The sequence below is a fragment of the Atlanticothrix silvestris CENA357 genome (assembly GCF_016056295.1).
GTDB lineage: Bacteria > Cyanobacteriota > Cyanobacteriia > Cyanobacteriales > Nostocaceae > Atlanticothrix > Atlanticothrix silvestris.
Genome location: NZ_JAECZB010000072.1, coordinates 20,094 through 40,930, shown reverse-complemented (window position 1 = coordinate 40,930; position 20,837 = coordinate 20,094). Strand labels below are relative to the sequence as shown.

The window sequence follows — 20,837 nt, the reverse complement described above, 5'->3', positions numbered from 1 at the left end:
CTATCCCATTCTCTATCTTTCCTAGATTGCCTATATATTGTCTATCTACATAGTCCGTTGTTGTACCTTTCTTTTTATCCCCTGTTTCATCTATACACACAAGGAATGATGCACCATTTAGGGCTTTATTTAAAATTTTCAATCTTCTATTTTTTAGGTTTTTTACCTCCCAAGGCGACTTCCATAAAAAATGATGTAGCCCTTGAGCATCTTCTAATCCTACGGCACGAGCAATTGCTGGCAATGTTTTCCTTTTTATTTCCGAAATCATTCCCAAATGTAAATATTTAAAATACTCGAAACTTCTTACTTCTGGAAATAAATCTTGGTACAACTTACAGTATTCATCAATCAACGTTACTGTTTCAATTGCTGGTCTTGCTTTATGTTGCAGCACTTCGAGTGGTACATCCATTACTCCAAGCAGCCTTCAACGTCTGCTAGCATCCTTTCAAATATTTTACTCTTTGGAGAGTGATAGAAGAGGGATAATACCAATTCGCAATTCGCAATTAAAGAACTTAGATGCAGCAAAGTTTTCAGGGTTTACATCTGTATCAGATTTTTTGTGAAATGGTATAAGACAGGGGGTGCATCCCAGTTTTTAAAATGCCCACAGGCTATAAGCCTGGGGCTACAAATACGAAGCCTACCTTTCCTTTCGGAACGCTACGCGAACGCAGGCTTTGTTCGTGTAGCAATACCCTTCTAGGGTATTTATTGAAAAAGTGGGATGCTCCCTAAGACAGGCGATCGCTTTTCTTTTACCAATTTATTTTAAAATTTGATTAGCCGCTGCTTGGATCTTTAATTGGTCAATCACAGCAAAACGGATATCTCGTTTTTCTGTAATCAGCTTAATCCCTGGTTGTTGAAGATTTAAGAAATCTAACCCTTGTTCTTTACCACTGAGTAAGAAGTCATTAATGGCGACTTTGTAAGTTTGTTTGGGATCAAGAACTTTACCATTAATTAACCAATTATCTGAATCTAATTTTTGAGTAATTTTGGCTGTTTGCAGATATCCGCCAGAACCTTTATTGGCTTGTCCTTGCTCCAATACTCTTTTCAACAACGCCCCATTTATTTCTACCGCTACTATTTTGCCTCCAAAAGGCAATATCCGAATGACATCGTACTGAGTAATTGGGCCTGGAGGAATTACATCATCAATCCGAATTGAACCGCCGTTAAATAATGCTAAATCAGCATCTTGCACTTCTTTCAACATCGCTTGAGTAATTAACTCTGTTAACTTAGTAGATTTGTTGCGGACGCTAGATTCTAAACCATCTAGAGCATCTGTAACTTTGGCAATTTCTTGTTCTGGCTCGAAACCATTGGCGCGAAATGCTTGATAACCTCGTGCTAACCATTGTTTGATCACTTTAGCTGTTTTAGGTTCGTCGGGTATTTCGTCGGTAATCGGTACGAGACGGGAGTTAATCTCAAGGCTGCGCTTGATTGTATCGTAACTCAATTTATGAACGTATACTGTCCGAGCATTGGCATCTGCTTTAAATATCGGTGTAAAATCTCGACCCCGCCATTGCTGCATATTTTCATGTTCGTGACCACCAATAATGATGTCAATTTCTGGTACAGTTTCCGCTAGTTGGCGATCGCTTTCAATGGAAAGATGGGTAATAGCAACGATAATGTCCGCTTTACCCTTGAGTACCTGCACCTGCTGTTTAGCTGTGGCAATCGGGTCGGTGTAACTAACGTACTGGGGCTGATTACTATTAAGAGTTACACCAATTAACCCAACTCTAACTGTAGCACCGCGATCGCCTTTGACATTCAATACTAGCGATCGGGGAACTCCAGAAAAAGGCTGCCCTTTACTATTTGATACATTACTAGAAACCCAGCGAAAGCGAGATTCTTTCAATCTTTGATAAAAAAAGTTTTCCGGTAGGTCAAATTCATGGTTGCCAAAAGTCGCATAGTCAAACCCTAAAGTATTCATCACAGCTACCATTTGCTGACCTGCTAAGGGTATACCGTTAATTTTGGCAGTTCCTAAAGCCGAAGGACTAAAAGCATCTCCAGCTAACACAGTGTAGGTGCGAGGGTTTTCTTTATAAAGTTGTTGTCGTAGGGTAGCGACACGCGCCAAACCACCACGAGTTCCCCCTTCTACAGGAGTAATTTCGTAAATGTCGTTGAGTTGTAGCAGATTGATATCAACGATTTCTGCAAATGCAGGAGTAGCTAAAGTGACTGTCGCTAGTACCTGTAAAACTACGCTGAATCCTTTTTGGATAAGTTTCATATTTAGCTTTGAATAACTGTAATCTACGGAATCGATTTTAAGCGTTACTGTTTGTCAAAGCTAGTCCAAAAATTACTTTAAACCAATATTCTTAACCAACCAGTATGGGATTTACTATTTTCCACCCCCTACTACTCCCGGATGACCATTTATATATCGTGAATGAAGAAATATAGCAATTTTCTTAAGGATAGAATACACAACTGTAGCCCCTAATCCCTAGTTCCTAGCCCCTTTTCTCCAAGTTATTTATGACTTCATCTCCATCTTCTTTAGCAGAGTTTTTTAAATCACCAGAAACTAAACCAGCTAGTGAGTATATTGATGGCAAAATATACCAAAAGCCAATGCCTCAAGGAAAGCATAGCAGAATCCGAACTGAGTTATCATCTGCTATTAATACTCTCAGTGAATTTGAACGTAAAGCATTAGCGCTAATCGAGTTACGCTGTACATTTGATGAAAGTTCTTTGGTTCCAGATATTGCTGTATTTGATTGGTCACGCCTTCCTGTCGATGAACATGGAGAAATTGCCAACAGATTTGAAATATGTCCAGATTGGATAATTGAAATTCTGTCACCTGACCAGTTTCCTAATCGCGTCATTAATAAAATTATTTTTTGTGTTAACCAAGGAACCACGTTAGGTTGGTTAATCGACCCTGAGGATAAATCTGTAATGATATTTAAACCTAACCAATTGCCAGAGGTGAAATATGATGATGATAAATTACCTGTTCTGGGTGTGTTAGCAGATTGGCAAATTTCACCCGTAGATATATTTAGTTGGTTGAAAGTAAAATAAGTTGCTTGTTTGTAAAATTTATTTTCTTACCTTTGAGCCTGTTAAATACTCAGCATTAGTTTATCGATATTTTATACCACAATTTGCAGCGACAAAATAATATAAGGTAGGTAAGAGCGATCGTTCTTACCTACCTGTCATGTTGAATGAAGATTTGTTTGTGAAATACTTTTATTTGACTTCGCCAGGGGCAAATTTAGTTATCTTGCCCTTTTTCACTGCTACAACTACATCATAAGTTGCACAGTAGGAGATCGTTAAATCATTGGCTTTATTGTAAAGGTTAACTACCATACCTGCACCACCAGGTTGAACTGCGATCGGTTCAAGATCACCAAAAAAGAAACGACGTAATTGATCACCGCTACCAAACTGACCCTTATTCTTGATCAGCATGTCAATTTTTTGTTGCGTACTTAAGCCTGTAGCATCTTTCTTTTCTGCGGCTGATGCTTGAACCAATGAAGGGTTTACAACCTGAAGTGGAATATTCCCAACTGTCAATATACCAGCTAAGGCAGCACTTGCAAGCAGCGATGAGCTAAGTTTCATTTGTTACTCCTGTTGTTTCAGTTGACCGACTCAATAAAGCATCTCATCTGTTACTGAAGCTCATCTGAAGCCAAGCTATAAAGTATCTGAATTTATTCCTTGAGAATATTAATTTTTAACTCAGCATTTTCTCAGATATAGGACTATTATTGGATTTTTAGGGAGATCGAACTCGAAAATTCTTTTTTTCATTGCCTACTAAGCAAAGTAAGTTCAGAAATCAAAATGGACTGCTATATAAATGAAAAATATAATTTACCAGCTACAAAACTTTTCAGTTTTATAATTGTCCTGGAGCAATGAATAAAACGGGTAGTTCGTGGATATTAAACGTTTCTAGCATATTTATTTATCTACTTATTTACCCCGATTTTAAGTCTATTGGTCTCCGTAAAATAGTACATTACTGCATCCCAAAATTATGGATTTATCAAACTTTACAACCCTCCAAAACTTAGAAGCTGCCTTTGGTGGTGAATCGATGGCCAATCGAAAATATCTATTTTTTGCTGAAGTGGCGCGTAAACTTGGTTTTAAAGACTTAGCGAAACTGTTCAAAGAAACAGCAGAACAAGAAACTGAACATGCTTTTGCACATTTTGTTTTGCTACATCCAGAACTCGTTGTAGAAGATCCAAATGCTTTAACTGATGAACAGAAACGAGAAATTATTTCTCGCTGCTTGTCTTTAGCAATTGAAGGCGAAACCTATGAATACACTACAATGTATCCTGATTTTGCCGAGGCTGCTAAACGCGATCGCGATAATCCGGCTGTAGAAGAATTTCTCAAACAAGCTAAAGAATCTACCGATCATGCCAATACATTTCGAGAAGCTGCACATCGTTTTGGCTTATTAAAATTCATCGAAAATTATCACGCAGATCGCTATGCTGAAGCTTTAGAAGTATTAAATGGAGGACAAGCAGCAACCAGAGTTGCAGGCGATGATCCTCAAACTCGTAAGTGGATTTGCAGACAATGCAGCATGATTTACGATCCTGTAACTGGTGATCCTGATTCGGGAATTGCTCCTGGGACACCTTTTGAAGAAATTCCTGATGACTGGAAATGCCCAATTTGTGGTGCTAGCAAAAAAACTTTTCAACCATTTGAAGAGAAAGCTGCTGCTTAAAATTTTTATTCAAAATTCCACCCACAGGGGGATAGAGTTTTGTCAGTAGTCAGTGGTCAGTGGTAAAGAAACAACTGACAACTGACTACTGACTACTAACAACTGGCCAAAGAGGTGTAATCTATTTAACTATTACGAGTGAAAAATACCGCAGCCAGCACAATTAAACCTAACAACGCCAAGGGTATCCAGAGATTAGGAAGATCTGACCAACTCATAAATTTATTATTACCAACGTAAACTTGCCGTTTTTACGGGTGTATCCCATAACTGAATCATTTCATCATCCAACTTCAGCAATGTAATCGAGCAACCTTGCATTTCCAAAGAAGTGATATAAGAACCAATCAAGTTTCGTACAATTTGCAGTCCTTGTTGTTCACAAATTTCAGCTAATTTGCGATAAACAAGATATAGTTCAGAAACAGGAGTACCTCCCATACTATTAACGAAAGCTAGCAAGCGATCGCCTGTTTGCAAGGATTGATTTATCAGTTCCACATCAACCCACTCTCCTTGATCTTCGTCCCATTCTCTGACTACACGACGATAAGGTACATCATCAATTATTGATCGTGCTAATCTTTCAGTTATCTGATCAACTGATTCTAAAGAAATACGCTCTCTACCTGGCTCACCATGAATCCCAATACCTATTTCTATTTCGCGATCGCTTAATGCAAATGTCGGTGATCCTTTTGCTGGTACTGTGCAAGATGTTAGGGCAATTCCCATACTCCGCCCATTCAGATTTACCCGACGGCACAAATCTGCTATTCGTTTTAAATCATATCCCTGCTCAGCTGCCGCCCCACAAATTTTTTCTGCCAATACGGTCGTTCCCACACCCCGGCGACCTTGAGTATAAAGACTATCTTGTACAGCCACATCATCATCAATTAAGATATTTAGCACTCGGATACCCTCACTACGAGCTATTTCCGTCGCCATCTCAAAGTTCATGACATCGCCGCTATAATTTTTGACGATATAAATAATACCCGCACCACCATCTACCTGTTTGGCTGCTGCCAACATTTGGTCAGGAGTAGGTGAAGTGAACACCTCTCCAGGACAAGCAGCATCTAACATTCCTTTGCCCACGAAACCAGCGTGCATCGGATCGTGTCCACTGCCACCACCAGAAATAATTGCTACTTTACCTTGTATAGGTGCATCGGCTCGATAGACAAAGTTAGGGTCATAGTTGACTTTAATCAAATCTGAATGAGCCGCCGCCATACCTTCTAGACTCTCTCGCACAAAGTCTTCTGGCTTGTTAATCAGCTTCTTCATAGTCTATATCTGGTTGAGAAGGTGCTAAAACCCAGGATAAACGACTATATGTCTGGTTTTAACACCAGATATTTGCATTTTTTCAACTAGGATCAAACTAATTGGGAAAATATTTCAGCCTATTTGCTCGTCTAACTCTTTCTGGCTTGTACCATTCAGTTTCATAAAACTATCAAAGGCATACCATGCCAATACATACCAGGGAATAGCTTCAAATTGCAAACCCTTAACTAATAGTTGTCTAATAGCAAGCATACTTAATCCTAAAGGGAAAAGAACGCGCAAATCAATTTCACCATTTGTGACTCGTTCAACTCGTTTATTGAGATTAATAATTGCATTTGTAATTCCTTTTGCTGCCTCAGATTCTTCTTCAGTAATATCTGTGAAGATAATTCCTAAATCTATGAGGGTGGCAACCACATTTTTTAAACTTTCATCTTTACCATCATGGTTAATGACAATACTACCGTGGCTGATATTAGTTCGTACTTGGCTAATATTTGGTTGTGCTTTTAAACTATTAACAATACGTTGCATTTCCTGCGGTTGACGATGGCATCTAGTAATTCTTAACCGCAACCTTCCTGGGGTATCACTAACAATTTTTGTAGATATAGATTTGGATGCCTTGTTTGAGGCTCTTTGTTCCATATTTTTGGATATTTTAGTAAGATTAATATGACTATTTGTTAACACATTGTCATCCTCAATTACGAATTACGAATTATATCTCTAGTGGCAATAAATAAGATTTGAATAATTATAAATAATCAAGAGATGGGCAATATACCCATCTCTGACTAACAGGACTATCTTATTTTGGCGAATTGTAGTCACTGTCTTACAAACTAAGTCCGCAGACTTTATCTAACTCACCCATAAAAATTGGGTTTCAAATTTATACGCCATTACCTGTGGTGCTATCAGCAGGGTTGCCAGCAGCTTCAAATGCTGGTGTTTCCTTATCTTCTGCAAGTTCGGCTTTCGCTTCGGCTAGAATGTCTTCCCAGGTTTCGCCCAGTTCTGCAAAAGCTCCCTTGCTTTTTTCGTAAGCAACAATTCCACCTTTGATTAGTGACTTGGCTATTGGTTTACCAATTCCTGCCATAACGGGAATGATAACGGGTGCTAATAGTACTGCTCCAATGCCGGCGATAATTCCAGGAGCGCCAGCGTCTTCTACAAAATCGGTAATTTTAGGTGCCATAGTTAATTTACCTCTATTAAAATTACAAAATTGTTGGAAAGCTATCTACCGTAATTCACCTGCAATAGAGATATCATCTTGCTGATGGTAGAGTCTTATAAGGTGAATGTTTAATAATTGGACGCAAACAGTATTTTGCTGAATTAGTTGCTGAGCTTGGCGATCGCTCGCCTCTAATCAACCATGCAAGTCAAAAACACAAGTTCGCCATATAGTCTAGAGAAAAAGACAACCCTGGAGATTTCATATCAGCCCATACACTCGATAAATCTATAGCTTGATTTTCAGGCTCAGACGTTGTTGTTGTGTCTATAGCTTGTGCAGGCTGACTCACCGATTCTACAGGCAACTGCTGATCTACCGTCTTAACAAGAGGTGTTGGTGGGTTCTTCTCTAGGGCTAATTCTATCAAATTTACCCAATGAGTTACACTCACCTCACGAGGTTGATAAGCGATCGCGATCGATGCTGCATCATAGTTTATCCGCACGCTGTTGACTTGGGGATCTGTTTTGATTAACCTTTCCAATCGCTCTGCATAAGCGCGATCTTGGGCGAGTTGAGGGATATGAAACCTCATCCTCCCAGGAATTGCATGGGCTACTTTGTAGTCTACTTTTGCAGGTTGGGGAATTTCTGATAGGCGATCATCGCTTGTTGAAGAAGAAGACTGAGACGATTTGGTTACAGAATTAGTATGTGAACTTTTGCTGCTTTCTGATGCGGAAACTTGTGGTTCTAGATAATCAATCACCCGACGAGTAGCACTTGATGTAATCATGTAGACTGGAATCGCTACAAAGCCATTGATTTTCAATCCAGTTGTCACCGCCAACCCTGTCATCAACGGGATCAAAGAAACGGTTTGCTCTTTCCAAAAATCAAAGGATTTCCACGCCGCAAAGGGATCTATATTGTCCACTGACTGAAGCGGAGTTTGAGATTGTTGAATATCCAATTTGTGTAGAATCTCCAACATCTGCGGCAATGATATGAGATTTTCATCAAAGGTAACTACCAAACTCCCTGTTTGCTGATTGACAGAAGCTTCTTTTACCCCTTTTCCCCGCCGTAAATGTTTGGATATAATTTCTAGTTTTGAGTTCAAACTAGCGTCAGTAGTGCGAATACGGATGCGCCCATTGGTTGCATGGACAATTTGCAGTTCCTCAGTCAATGCTGGCACTTTTGACTGTGCAACTGATTCATTAGTGCTTTTATTTACTTTTTCATCAGGGTTTTGACACTGCGATGAGATTAAGTCAGGAGGAATTGTTGACTGCGGACTTAATTCACAACTACTAATAGCTTTTGTCATTTAACCGATAGTTGCACCAAAAGCAAAGTTAACAATAGGTTAAATATAGCTTAAGTTTCAGTATTCTTCCTCATACTTAAGAGTTATTCTGCATTAAGCATTGTTAACTACTCGATTTTGGTATTCTTGCTCAGTGATCATGTCGAGAGTAGTTTCTAGGCGATCTACAAATACGATACCGTCAAGATGATCATATTCGTGTTGAAAGATGCGTGCGACAAAATCAGTTAATTCTTGTGTTTGTAATTTACCATTGCGATCGCTGTATTCAACTTCAATTGCTTGATACCGGGGAACCAGTCCTCTAATACCAGGGACACTTAAACAACCTTCCCAGCCTTTTATAACCTCAGGCGAATGAGTAACTATCCTAGGATTGATCATGGCAGTAGGTTCCATTTCTGGGGCGTTGGGATACCTGGGGTTAGGATGAGATGCCACAATAAATAAACGATAAGGTTGTGCTACTTGAGGTGCAGCAATGCCTACGCCATTAGCTTTAGCAACTGTAGCGATTAATTCATCGATTAATTGTTGAATACTTTCATCTTGAATATTGTCAACCCAAGCAGCTTTTTGCCGCAATTGAGGATCACCTAATTGAATGATTGGACTTATTACCGTCATGAAAAAACTCCTAATAATTCGTAATTCGTAATTCGTAATTGTTAGAGGGACAGAGCAACCACTAATTGTCTTTCCCCCCTGCCCCCTGCTCCCTGCCTCCTAATCACCCTTCACGTTGTATTGGTAAAGGTGCGGGGGTAACTACAATTTGAGCAGCTTGCCCATTACGATCTACTTGGATTTGGAGGGGACTACCGATTTTGCTACTTTCTACTAGTTTTTGAACTTCTTCAATTTTGGTTACAGGTTGGTTGTTAATGCTTTGAATGACATCGCCTGATCGTAGTCCAGCAACCGATGCTGGGGAGCGAGGAACAATATCAATTAACAGAACACCTTTGTCTACTGCTAAGTTTAGGCGATCGCCTCCTGCATTAATTTTTTCTTTAATTTCTGGCGTTAATGTCACCATCTGAATGCCCAAATAAGGATGATCAACCCTGCCTTTAGTGATTAATTCCTGAGCAATTCTTTGCACTGTGTTGATGGGAATAGCAAATCCCAAACCCTGAGCGCCTCTAATAATGGCTGTGTTCATCCCAATTACCTGACCGCGAGCATTCAGCAATGGCCCGCCAGAGTTACCTGGGTTAATCGCTGCATCAGTTTGCAAATAGTCAACGCGCTTATCGCTAGCACCAATGTCATTACTAGAACGGCCTGTAGCACTGATAATTCCAGAGGTAACGGTATTGTTTAACCCTAAAGGATTACCAATGGCGATTACAGCTTCTCCTGGCTGTAAAACATCGGAATTACCCAAAGCTAAAGTTGGCAAATTATTAGCATCAATTTTAATCGCAGCTACATCTGTTACCGGATCTTCACCCAGTACTTTACCGTTAAAAGTTCTACCATCCTTCAAGGTAACGGTTACAGTATCAGCACCATCCACTACATGAGAATTAGTTAAAATTCGACCTGAAGAATCAATAATAAATCCAGAGCCGCTACCTCGTTCAACCCGCTGTCTAGGCTCTGATGGTACTGCATTGCCAAAAAATCGCCGGAAAAATGGATCGTTAAATTCATCTGGTACGCGAGAAGTGATTGTTCTGGAAGAATCAATGCGAACTACTGCACCTCCGATCTTTTGTACTACTCCAACCACAAAGTTAGGATCTCCGGACGATGAAATAATTGGCGGGGGAGCAATTATCGGATTGGTATTATTTGTCTGTTCCCCTGGAACCTGAGACAAAGGATCATTGGTTTGCTTTTCAAAGATTCTGGCAGGTAAAAGAGAGCAGCTCCCTAGGGACAACGCTGCTACCCCACCCAATAGCATTAACATAATATTGGTTGATCCTCTCCTGTGGGTCAAGCCCCAGGTATCATTTCCTTGGCCTTCCAAGTTATGCTCTGTTGTCTTCATGTGTCTTTGCTTCTCCGTGCTAGTCAGTGGGTGGTAGGATATATTACCTACCTAATATGTCCCAGGTCTAGGGCTGATGAATGATAAATTTGTGCTTGCTTATATCTTCTATTGTGACGATTAGCAGCAAAGGTGGTAAATAATGGAAATTCCCATTGAAAGTCTATGGAATCAGGTACTAGAGCGTCTACAGGTAGAACTATCCCGTCCCACCTTTGAAACTTGGATTAAAACTGCTAGTGCGGAGCGCTTGGAAAACAACTGCTTGGTAATTATCACTCCTAACCCTTTTGCTCGTAATTGGTTACAAAAATATTACATCAACACTATTGCCAATGTGGTACAAGATATTCTGGGTGAACCTGTAGAAATTTATATTACTGTTGCTCAGGGTGATGGGGTCTCGAATCTGGATGAACAAAAAGTTACAGGGTACTTACCAAACCAAAGCATTGCTGCTGAAACTGTTCCGAAAAAAGGACAGGCAACTACGGAATTAAACTCTAAATATGTATTTTCTCGCTTTGTAGTTGGTGCTAACAATCGTATGGCTCATGCAGCATCCTTGGCTGTTGCTGAATCTCCAGGTAGGGAGTTTAATCCCTTATTTTTATGTGGTGGTGTCGGCTTGGGTAAAACTCACCTCATGCAAGCTATTGGTCATTATCGCTGCGAAATTTGCCCAGATTCCAAAATATTTTATGTGTCTACCGAACAGTTTACTAACGACTTAATTACAGCAATCCGCAATGATAGTATGCAAGTTTTTCGAGAGCATTATCGGGCTGCTGATGTGTTGTTAGTAGATGACATTCAGTTTCTTGAAGGTAAAGAATATACCCAAGAAGAGTTTTTTCATACTTTTAATACTTTACATGAAGCTGGCAAGCAAGTTGTGATTGCGTCCGATCGCCCTCCTAATCAAATTCCTCGGCTGCAAGAACGTCTGTGTTCTCGTTTTTCTATGGGTTTAATTGCTGATGTGCAAACTCCAGACTTAGAAACCAGGATGGCCATTCTCCAGAAAAAGGCTGAATACGAAAATATTCACCTTTCCAGAGATGTCATTGAATATATTGCTGCTAACTATACTTCTAATATTCGGGAACTAGAAGGAGCTTTAATTCGGGCGGTAGCTTATATTTCCATTTGGGGTTTATCTATGACTGTGGAAAATCTCGCGCCAGTTTTAGAGACACCCAGCGAGAAAGTAGAGGCTACCCCCGAAGCAATTTTAACGGTTATTGCTGATGCTTTTGGTATTTCGATTGAAGATCTCAAGAGCAACTCGCGGCGACGAGAAATTAGTTGGGCGCGTCAAATAGGGATGTATCTCATGCGTCAACATACGGATTTGAGTTTGCCGAGAATTGGTGAAGAGTTTGGTGGTAAAGACCATACAACGGTGATCTATAGTTATGACAAAATCAACCAACTCCGAGAAAGCGATCGCGCTTTAGTACAAACTCTACGTCAACTGAGCGATCGTATCAACATGACTACCCGTTCTCAAAAATCATCGGGAAAATAAGTTTCATTTTCCTCAACTAAGAATAGTATCATGTCCCTCAATACCTTGGGGTGAAGGGGCAAAGGTGAAGGGAAAAGGGGAATAAAAAGCTTTAACCTTTTCCCAAAATCTAATTTAAAGTTAAAAATGTTTAACCGAGCAGTATTGTCATGCACCTTGCTGACGGAGTAATTAATTGAGTGTATTAAGTAAAGTATAAAAACTGATTAAGTTTAACTTTCTCTGTGGAAAAATAATAATATTTTGGGGAAAACTTATATTAAGTATAATTACCCTGTGGAAAAACTAGGGAAGTTTTCCACAAGTTTTCCACAGATATTAATCCACCAAACCATCATTTCAATAGATTTTTAAGACGTTTTCCACAGTTTCCACAACTCTATACTTGTTGCTAGGAATCAACCTCAGTTACTAATTATAAACATTCCTGTTTCAACCACAAAATGAACATAAGTAATTGAGGGATCAAGAAACTTTACTTTGTGGCAACCCCAATAATATGAGGACTAACAATCGGGAATGGTGCATCAAAATGCTCATAATTCACGCTGGCAAATCCTGCTTTTTCCAAAGCTAACCAAGTTTCTCGATCGGGATGACAGCCATCACCCAGAAACTGCCAAATTGGGCGAACTGTAGTTTGAACTTTTCGCAATAAAGTACCACGAGGTGAGGCAACATGTTCAATAAATAAGAAGCGTCCACCCGGTTTGAGAACTCTTAAAATTGCCTGTAGTGTATCCTCTAACTTGGGTACGGAACATAACACTAATGTACTAACCACAGCATCTATGCTGTTATCTTCAGCATCTATCCATTCCGCAGTTCCCACGCGGAGGTCGATGTTTAAACCCAACTTTTCAGCTTCTTGTCGTAGATAGGAATGCATATATAGGTTTGGCTCAATTCCTATCCAGTCGATATCTTTTGGGTAATAGGGTAGGTTGGGGCCAGTTCCTGAGCCAATTTCTAATACTTTACCGTGGAGATTGGCAAAAAGTGCGCGCTTGCGATCGCTTACCGCCTGTTCGTATGTACTGCTACCTTGAGCCATCATCCAGGCAAACAGACGTTTACCACAATTGCCGCAAGCTTGATTTACTGCCATTGTCTGCATCCCTAATGTTTTAGTCTTGTTTGTTAATCTCAGATTACAAATTGACGCGCAGACTACACATCAGCCAGTCGGTTCATCTAACTGGGTGATTTTAGAGGGATTAATTAAGCATGAAGGTTTGCTTGTTCTTGTAACCAAGGATCTACAGGCTGTCCATCTTTGCGATGCAATTCAATTTCTACTACCATCACTTCTTTTGAACCAGGGGGAGCAGGTTTTTGATGGAAAATAATGTCATAATCCAAGGGATCGTGATTGCGTTCCTTTAACCAGTCCTGCACTTTAGTAGTAGCAAAGAATGATTGCCCTTGTTCAAACATTCGGGTAATTTGCATTTGTAGCGTGTAGGGATTGATGCGACCCATGTTTTACCACCTATGTAAAGTAATTTGTACTGTGAAAAATGTCTGAGTTGTCTAAATTAATAAATGATCTGATATTAATTTAACTTTAGATCAAATGCCTATGCTTTTGAATAGAAGGTAATCACGTTAATTTACCCCTGCTAAACTTTTAACTAAAGGTAACTGAGTATTAGCAAAAAAGGCACGAGGAAAGGTTCAATGAATACTGTTGTGCTTAATCTAGAACCGATCGCTCATTTGACTGATGAGCAATTTTATCAATTATGTATTGCCAATAGCGATTTAAACCTAGAAATGAATGCAACGGGAGAATTAATAATTGTGCCACCAGTAGGAGGAGAAAGCGGAAATCAAGAAGCTGAACTGATAACCGACTTGGAAATTTGGAATCGTCAAGCTAAATTAGGCAAAGTTTTTAGTTCTTCAACTATCTTCATATTTCCAAACGGTGCAAAACGTTCCCCTGATGCGGCTTGTGTAAAGTTGGAACGCTGGGAAGCTTTAACACCAGAACAGTGACAAAAATTTCCGCCACTTGTACCCGATTTTGTGATTGAATTATGTTCCCAGACAGATCGCCTTGCATCTATCCAAGCGAAAATGAACGAATACATCCAAAATGGGCTGCGTTTGGGTTGGCTAATTAATCCTCAAGATCAGCAAGTAGAAATTTACCGACTGGGAAAAACTGTAGAAGTTATTCAAATGCCAGCGATTGTTTCGGGCGAAGATGTATTACCTGGATTGGAGTTGCAAATATAACTACTATTACTGCATTGTCCTAAAAAAGACTACACTGATAATACAGCGCGATCACTTGAACTTATTCTCCATTCAACTTTTGCATAAATTCTTGATGTTCAGTGGTAGCTAAACCTGCCTGTAACACAGATAACACCGTTGCCATTTCTCCTAACAGTAAAGCGGTTACTGCCAACCATAACCCCGGAAACACCTGAGAGCGAATTATTCCTTGTTCATCTGTTGATAGTGAAACATATTCATCCGCTTGCAGCCTAAACCAATCCAACTGATTATCTAATGTTCGCCAGACAATATATTCCTGCACTCCATTCCGTCGATAAGTGCGTTTCTTGTCATGTAAATCGATTGCTGCACTGCTTGCTGCTACTTCTATCACCAGTTCAGGTGCGCCTTCGATATAATCATCTTCACTAATCAACGCCTGTCTACCCGGAATGAATAATACTGCATCAGGCTGGGGTTCATTATCTGGATCTAAACGCACTGTGGGTTCAATCCCTAGAACAACACTAGGCGTTGCCGTTTTATAATTCCACAACCACCCGATCAGGTTTCCATGTGGTTCGCCATGACTTTTAATTCTCAATGGCGATGCCATGATATACACAACTCCTTCAACCAGTTCAGCTTTTCTTAAATGCGGCATTGCCTGATAGCGACGCTCAAACTCGCACCTAGATAAGCGATCGCCATTTTCTAGAGGTAAAATCGAAATCATTTTTTTAGGAGTTGTAGCCATTACTTTATCCTCTGGCGCACATACCTATGATAAAAGACCTATGACTTATTTACCCATAGCGATGTTGTTACTTCTTCTAATACTTTGAGTCCTTTTAAAGAACCTCTAATTAATCTAATAGCAGCAAGGGGTTGTTTAAGTAAGCCAATTGCTAAGGGTAAAGGATTAAGGGAACCATCAGAGTTGATTGCTGCTGTCAGGTCAGGAATATCATGGTGACAGTCGTCACTAACTACTCGCAACATTGCCACTGCTACCCCAGTATTTTTGAAAAACTCTAAAGCAGCAAATCCTTCCATGTCAACAACATCAACCTTTAATGTTTCACCGAGATGGTATTTTTGGGCAGCAGACCAAACTACGCGATCGCTTGTTAATGATTTGACCAAAGATACTTTTTCTAGTAAAGCAGATTGCATCTGTGCGGTAAAACTGCGATCGCACTCTTGTAGTTTCCCTTGATAAACACAATCCTGGTACAGCACAATGTCACCGACTCTATAACGCTGGCTTAAGCTGCCACATATACCCATAACCAGCACTCTTGATTGTGGTCGGTTCCAGGAGTTTTTATCCACTGGTAATTGTTGCAGATATTGAGTTAAAGGCTTGATGCCAACTGGTATCGGCATCACAGTTGGAGTAGTACCAGAAACTCGGCTTAAGCCGCGACACACAGCTTTGTATTCGGCTCCCTGCGGTACCAAAATTGTGTTAAGGCTGGGGAAATGAAACATTAAACTAAATAATTCGTAATGACGCTCCTGCGTCGCTAACGCTGCGCTAACGTAATTCGTAATTAAAGAGGGCACAAACCCCCATTGATTGCAATTACGAATTATGTTGACAAGCTATGCTGATTAAACCATGCTTTTAAGCGTTGCCAACCATCCTTAGCTGCTTGCTCGCGGTAGGAAGGGCGATAATCGGCAAAAAAGGCATGGGGTGCATCAGGATAGACAATGATTTTAGATTCGCTGCTGCTAGACTTAAGAGCCTCACGCATTTGCTCTACTATATCGAGAGGAATGCCCGTATCTTTACCACCGTAAAGTCCAAGAACAGGAACTTTTAAATTAGCTGCAATATCTACAGGATGCTTGGGTGTTAGTTCAGTCTCATCGCCCACCAATCGGCCATACCATGCCACACCAGCATTAACTTGAGGATTATGTGCCGCATACAACCAAGTAATACGACCACCCCAGCAGAAACCCGTAATCCCTAATTTATTGGCATTACCCTTTGATGACTTCACAGCCCAGTTTACTGTGGCATCGAGATCAGACATGACTTGGGCATCTGGAACTTTAGCTACTATGGGGCGAATTTCATCTATATTACTTAACTTCGAGACATCACCCTGACGCACAAACATTTCTGGGGCGATCGCCAAGTACCCCAATTTAGCAAAACGACGACAAATATCCTGCAAGTGTTCGTGTACACCAAAGATTTCCTGGATTACTAGGATAGTCGGGAAATTTTCACCCTTAGCAGGCATCGCTCTGTATGCTGGGATTTCCCCATCTTTGACAGGAATTTTCACTGCACCAGCTACCAATCCCTTGGTATCAGTAGTAATAACTTGGGCAGAAATGGGTTGCACTGCTAGAGCAAAACCCGTCGCCAAAGTGGCGGTGGCGATAAATTGGCGGCGTGTTATTTCTTTCATTGTTTTTATACTTCTAGCTATCCAGTTCTTATCTTAAATGAACTGCAAGTTTCTTGTATGCTCAGACACATAGGAATCAAACGAAATCTCTCTGTTCATGCCCCATGCCCAATACTTCGACTCCTTTCGACTTCGCTCAAGGCAAGCCGCTCAGTACAAGTGCCCAATGCCCAATGTCCCATATCTAAATAATTAAGGCTACATATCCTATATGCTTTTTTAAGAGGACAATTAATCAATATTGCTGATTAAAACCACTAGGTTTCCAAACTCCCACGAGTTTTTTATGATTTTCCAATATGGTAAAGCTTAGTAGCTCAAAATCCGCACGAGAACGTTTCAATATTTCCAAGTTGGCAATTGACTTTTCGTGGTTGACGGTAAGTTTTTGGATTGCTGTAACGGTAGCTGGAATTTTAGCTTTCAGTTCCCTCAAATATGCTTTGTTTCCAGATATTACATTTCCAGTGGTGGTGGTGAATGCTACAGCATCCCTAACCAATGCTCTGGATACAGAGGCCAAGCTCACCCAACCTCTTGAAGAAAACCTCCGCTCTTTGGAAGGATTAGAAAATATCCGTTCCTCCACTTATCCTGGTCAAGCTGCCGTTAGTTTATCTTTTGCTGTTGGCACGAATTTAGAAACATCGACTCGCAGTGTTGAAACTGCGCTGAAACGGTTGACTTTACCTGAGGGAGCGAATTACAAAATTATTCCCCTGAATTTGAACGAGTCAGCCGCCATTAGCTATGCCATTGAGAGTCCCAAACAGAGTCTAACAGCACTGAGTCAATTGGCGAAAAACCAAATTGTGCCAGCGATCGCTAAACTGCCAGGAGTTCTCAAAGTCTCACTACTTGGTGATCCTACTTTAAAACCATCGAATACAAGCGCAACTGCTCTTCCTGTAGGAGGGGCGACATTAGTGCGCTTTAATGGTCAAGAAGCTTTGGCATTTCAGGTAATTAAACGCGGTAGCGCCAACACTTTAGAAGTGGTGAGTCAAGTAGAAAAAGAAGTCCAAAAGTTACGTACTAACCTCAAAGATGTCAAACTCACCTTGGCTGCTACTCAGGCAGAATATATCCGCCAAGCCACTCAGTCAACAATAGATGCGCTGATGGAAGCCGTTGTATTGTCGATTGTGGTAATTTTTCCTTTTTTATGGAACTGGCGAGCCACTCTGATCTCTGCTTTGGCGATTCCTACGTCTTTGTTGGCAACGTTTATCGTCATGGCAATTTTTGGCTTTAATCTAGAAACGATTACGTTACTAGCTTTAGCCTTGGTAATTGGCAGTGTAATTGACGATGCAATCATTGATGTAGAAAACATCATGCGACACATCGAAGATGGGGAAAGTCCTCGTCAAGCTGCTTTTTCAGCTACAGCTGAAATTGGTTTAACAGTCGTCGCCACCACTGCTACTGCTGTAGCAGTTTTTTTACCCATTGGTTTGATGGGTGGAGTCGTTGGGCAATTCTTCAAGCCATTCGGGATTACGGTTTCAGCAGCGATGATTGCTTCAACGCTGGTTGCTCGGACTTTATCCCCAGTGTTGGCTATTTACTGGTTGAAACCTGCCGCATCCAGTTCTGTGAGGCGAGAAGGAACTAAATGGGCTGCTTTTACCCAAATTTACCGAAATTTACTGCACTGGTCTTTAAATCACCGCAAAATAGTGATTGGATTAGCCATACTTAGCTTTATTGCAGGTATGGCAATAGTTCCCCTGATTCCCAAAGGATTTATTCCTAAATTAGATCGGGGTGAATTCAACATTACTTATACGGCTCCTTTGCCGAGTATCCCTGCGGGTTTAGAGGGGCTGAGGAGCAGAGGAGCAGAGGGGCTGAGGGGAAATGTTAGTCCTCAATCTCCAATTCCCAATCCCCTAAATGATTCTTTGGAAGTTGCTAAAAAACTAGAAGCAGTAGTCAGAAAATCCCCAGCAGTGGAAACGGTATTTACTACTGTTGGTTCTCGTGAGGGTGAGCCAAATAAAGGCACGCTATATGTGAAGCTCAAGGATGACCGCAATATCCAAACTGCGGAACTACAAGACCAGTTTCGCTCGACTTTGCCTGTTTTACCTGGGGTAACTACCAGTGTCGAAGATATTCAATTTGTAGATACTGGCGGTCAAAAACCACTCCAGATCTCTTTAAGGGGCAATGATCTGCAAGCTCTCAATAAAGCTGCTAAGGCTATTAAAGAGAGAATTGAGAAAAAACCAGGATTCGCTGATGTCACAGTCACTGGTGAAGCAAATCAACAGGGTGCGGTTTTTCAGATTGAGCGTCTCGACAATCAACGGGTAGCTTATGTCAGCGCTAACCTCGGCAAAGATTTGTCTTTGGGCGATGCTACAGATCAAGTCGTAGCTGAAGCTAAGGCGGTGTTACCTCCGAACGTCTCCCTTGATTTGGGAGGAGATTCTGCCCGCCAAGGTGAAGTGTTTAGCAGTTTCGGCACTACCCTGATTTTATCGGCACTATGTATTATCTTGGTACTGATTTTATTGTTTAGAAGTTGGGTAGACCCGGTGGTAATTGGTGTCTCTCTACCTTTGGCAGTTGTAGGGGCGATGCTGGCATTACTCTTCACTAAAAGCGACTTCGGCATGATTTCGTTGATCGGCTTTGTATTTTTATTAGGATTAGCCAACAAAAATGCCATTTTACTGGTAGATTACATTAACCAACTCCGCAAAACTGGTTTAAGTAAAAAAGAAGCGATTCTCCAAGCTGGGCCAGTACGTCTAAGACCAATTATGATGACCACTGCTTCCACCATTTTAGGGATGTTACCACTGGCTTTAGGCTTTGGTGCTGGTTCGGAATTACGATCGCCTATGGCAATTGCGATCGCTGGTGGATTGGTAACTTCAACTATTCTCAGTTTGATTGTCGTGCCTGTGGTTTACGCCATTTTAGATGATTGGTTTCCCCAGAGGAGATTTTAGATTTTCCTGCTGAACGCTGCGCGTATGTCTACAACAAGCTACGGCGTAAGTTCCCTTACATCCCCGACTTTTTTAAGCAGTTGGGGATGTAAGTCAGAAATTTTGCGTCCGCTTTAGCTTTAGGTATTAGTCAAAACCATACTTTGACGCACAGTACGCTTGCGGTCGCGCTTCCGTGTACCTCCAGCCATTTGATACTCATGGCTATTATTACCAAATTTATAAGCAATACCACGTAAAATATTCTCAGAATAATCTCCTAAATCTTGTTCATATTCGACAATCTGAGTTAATAAAACATCAATAGTAGAAAGGGTAGTATTGTATGCCTCCAGAGATGTTCTGAGGCTTTCGATTTTCTTGGTATAATCTTGAACCGTCAATCCCTCTCCTAAATCTAGAGTTGGACTAATAGATTTAATGCTTGCTAGACGTATCTCAGCTTTATCAAGCATACGTGAATTGCGTTTTTGCCTTGCCATAATTAATACTCCACTTCCAAATTGACCCTAACTCTATAGTGGACAATTGTTTAAGGCGTTGTCATACGTAAAATTGTTGATTTTTATGAAAAAATCTCAAGATTAACTACTTAACGTCAAGGCAAAAGCTGCTACAGACTACGCAAAACACTTAAACGGGAAGGCGAAAGTAACTTTAGGGAAGGCGGAAATAACTTCAAGGAAAACGGAAGTAGCTTCAGGGAAGACGGAAGTTTCTTCAAGGAAGACGGAAGTTTCTTCAAGGAAGACGGAAGTTTCTTCAAGGAAGACGAAACAGAGAAATTTGTCAGTATATGAAGTTTTTTACCACAGTTGTTAATGGTAAGGGTTTAACACTGATGATTTGAGAGTTTAGATTTGCGCTGACTCTGAAAGAGTATCGCCTTTAATCTTTCTCCAAAGCGCAAAGGCTAAAACCCTTTTTTCCCTGCTCAGTAGCAATGGTTTTTCCATAGGGGCTGAAACTCACACTATTGACACCTTCCTGATGCCCCTTAAATTCTTGCAGCAGTTCCCCCTTTAAGTTCCACTACCATCCAGAGGTGAGCCGTAGGGTTTTTGTGCTTTTATAATTATGGA

At 40.7% G+C, this 20,837-nt stretch carries 20 protein-coding genes and 1 pseudogene; 5 read left to right on the top strand and 16 right to left on the bottom strand.

Annotated features, from left to right (window positions below; translation table 11 throughout):
• Together I8751_RS18990 and I8751_RS18985 are read right to left on the bottom strand one after the other, a co-directional pair.
• The coding region (locus I8751_RS18990; protein WP_214440679.1) for a transposase at positions 1-415 on the bottom strand (415 nt) is incomplete at its 3' end.
• 357 nt (positions 416-772) lie between these two features.
• Positions 773-2,278, bottom strand: a complete 1,506-nt coding sequence (locus I8751_RS18985; RefSeq protein ID WP_214440678.1) for a bifunctional metallophosphatase/5'-nucleotidase — start codon at positions 2,276-2,278, stop codon at positions 773-775.
• Between the two features lie 251 nt (positions 2,279-2,529).
• On the opposite strand from I8751_RS18985, the gene I8751_RS18980 reads away from it, so the two are divergent.
• Positions 2,530-3,084 carry a Uma2 family endonuclease gene (locus I8751_RS18980; RefSeq protein ID WP_214440677.1) on the top strand — a complete coding sequence of 185 codons (555 nt, stop codon included), beginning with the start codon at positions 2,530-2,532 and terminating at the stop codon, positions 3,082-3,084.
• A 171-nt stretch (positions 3,085-3,255) separates the two neighbouring features.
• Here the strand turns inward: I8751_RS18980 and I8751_RS18975 are convergent, their stop codons facing one another.
• Complete coding sequence (locus tag I8751_RS18975) at positions 3,256-3,636, bottom strand: hypothetical protein (RefSeq protein WP_214440676.1); 381 nt, start codon at positions 3,634-3,636, stop codon at positions 3,256-3,258.
• Between the two features lie 421 nt (positions 3,637-4,057).
• On the opposite strand from I8751_RS18975, the gene I8751_RS18970 reads away from it, so the two are divergent.
• Entirely contained in the window at positions 4,058-4,771 is a 714-nt protein-coding gene (locus I8751_RS18970) for a rubrerythrin family protein (protein ID WP_214440675.1), read from the top strand.
• 228 nt (positions 4,772-4,999) lie between these two features.
• Here the strand turns inward: I8751_RS18970 and dhaK are convergent, their stop codons facing one another.
• The 6 genes from dhaK to I8751_RS18940 form a co-directional block, all read right to left on the bottom strand.
• Entirely contained in the window at positions 5,000-6,067 is a 1,068-nt protein-coding gene (gene dhaK / locus I8751_RS18965; protein ID WP_214440674.1) for a dihydroxyacetone kinase subunit DhaK, read from the bottom strand.
• Between the two features lie 114 nt (positions 6,068-6,181).
• Entirely contained in the window at positions 6,182-6,766 is a 585-nt protein-coding gene (locus tag I8751_RS18960; protein WP_214440673.1) for an HMA2 domain-containing protein, read from the bottom strand.
• A 202-nt stretch (positions 6,767-6,968) separates the two neighbouring features.
• The gene (locus I8751_RS18955; protein WP_214440672.1) at positions 6,969-7,277 is read right to left on the bottom strand and encodes a DUF5132 domain-containing protein; all 309 of its coding nucleotides are present in this window, start codon (positions 7,275-7,277) and stop codon (positions 6,969-6,971) included.
• Between the two features lie 190 nt (positions 7,278-7,467).
• Entirely contained in the window at positions 7,468-8,595 is a 1,128-nt protein-coding gene (locus I8751_RS18950) for an HMA2 domain-containing protein (protein WP_214440671.1), read from the bottom strand.
• Positions 8,596-8,688: 93 nt separating this feature from the next.
• Entirely contained in the window at positions 8,689-9,222 is a 534-nt protein-coding gene (gene def / locus I8751_RS18945; protein WP_214440670.1) for a peptide deformylase, read from the bottom strand.
• A gap of 103 nt (positions 9,223-9,325) precedes the next feature.
• The gene (locus I8751_RS18940; protein WP_214440669.1) at positions 9,326-10,597 is read right to left on the bottom strand and encodes an HhoA/HhoB/HtrA family serine endopeptidase; all 1,272 of its coding nucleotides are present in this window, start codon (positions 10,595-10,597) and stop codon (positions 9,326-9,328) included.
• A 142-nt stretch (positions 10,598-10,739) separates the two neighbouring features.
• Between I8751_RS18940 and dnaA the strand changes: the two genes are divergently transcribed.
• The gene (gene dnaA / locus I8751_RS18935) at positions 10,740-12,128 is read left to right on the top strand and encodes a chromosomal replication initiator protein DnaA (protein WP_214440668.1); all 1,389 of its coding nucleotides are present in this window, start codon (positions 10,740-10,742) and stop codon (positions 12,126-12,128) included.
• 475 nt (positions 12,129-12,603) lie between these two features.
• Here dnaA and I8751_RS18930 read toward each other — a convergent pair whose 3' ends face one another.
• Positions 12,604-13,236: a class I SAM-dependent methyltransferase gene (locus I8751_RS18930; protein WP_225894250.1), complete on the bottom strand. Its 633-nt coding sequence runs from the start codon at positions 13,234-13,236 to the stop codon at positions 12,604-12,606.
• A gap of 113 nt (positions 13,237-13,349) precedes the next feature.
• The gene (locus I8751_RS18925) at positions 13,350-13,610 is read right to left on the bottom strand and encodes a hypothetical protein (protein WP_214440666.1); all 261 of its coding nucleotides are present in this window, start codon (positions 13,608-13,610) and stop codon (positions 13,350-13,352) included.
• 198 nt (positions 13,611-13,808) lie between these two features.
• Here I8751_RS18925 and I8751_RS18920 point away from each other — a divergent pair.
• Positions 13,809-14,372: pseudogene (locus I8751_RS18920) on the top strand (Uma2 family endonuclease).
• Positions 14,373-14,433: 61 nt separating this feature from the next.
• Here the strand turns inward: I8751_RS18920 and I8751_RS18915 are convergent.
• The 3 genes from I8751_RS18915 to I8751_RS18905 all read right to left on the bottom strand — a co-directional run bounded on the left by I8751_RS18915 (position 14,434) and on the right by I8751_RS18905 (position 16,789).
• Positions 14,434-15,114, bottom strand: coding sequence for a Uma2 family endonuclease (locus I8751_RS18915; RefSeq protein ID WP_214440665.1), 681 nt, complete (start codon positions 15,112-15,114; stop codon positions 14,434-14,436).
• A 38-nt stretch (positions 15,115-15,152) separates the two neighbouring features.
• The gene (locus I8751_RS18910; RefSeq protein ID WP_214440681.1) at positions 15,153-15,851 is read right to left on the bottom strand and encodes a 5'-methylthioadenosine/S-adenosylhomocysteine nucleosidase family protein; all 699 of its coding nucleotides are present in this window, start codon (positions 15,849-15,851) and stop codon (positions 15,153-15,155) included.
• A 101-nt stretch (positions 15,852-15,952) separates the two neighbouring features.
• The gene (locus I8751_RS18905) at positions 15,953-16,789 is read right to left on the bottom strand and encodes a dienelactone hydrolase family protein (RefSeq protein ID WP_214440664.1); all 837 of its coding nucleotides are present in this window, start codon (positions 16,787-16,789) and stop codon (positions 15,953-15,955) included.
• A 299-nt stretch (positions 16,790-17,088) separates the two neighbouring features.
• On the opposite strand from I8751_RS18905, the gene I8751_RS18900 reads away from it, so the two are divergent.
• Entirely contained in the window at positions 17,089-19,755 is a 2,667-nt protein-coding gene (locus I8751_RS18900; protein ID WP_214440663.1) for an efflux RND transporter permease subunit, read from the top strand.
• A 119-nt stretch (positions 19,756-19,874) separates the two neighbouring features.
• On the opposite strand, the gene I8751_RS18895 is transcribed toward I8751_RS18900, so the two are convergent.
• Together I8751_RS18895 and I8751_RS30480 are read right to left on the bottom strand one after the other, a co-directional pair.
• On the bottom strand, positions 19,875-20,237 hold the full coding sequence (locus tag I8751_RS18895; RefSeq protein WP_214440662.1) for a hypothetical protein: 363 nt from the start codon (positions 20,235-20,237) through the stop codon (positions 19,875-19,877).
• Between the two features lie 406 nt (positions 20,238-20,643).
• Positions 20,644-20,766, bottom strand: a complete 123-nt coding sequence (locus I8751_RS30480) for a hypothetical protein (protein WP_404800441.1) — start codon at positions 20,764-20,766, stop codon at positions 20,644-20,646.
• Positions 20,767-20,837 lie beyond the last annotated feature (71 nt).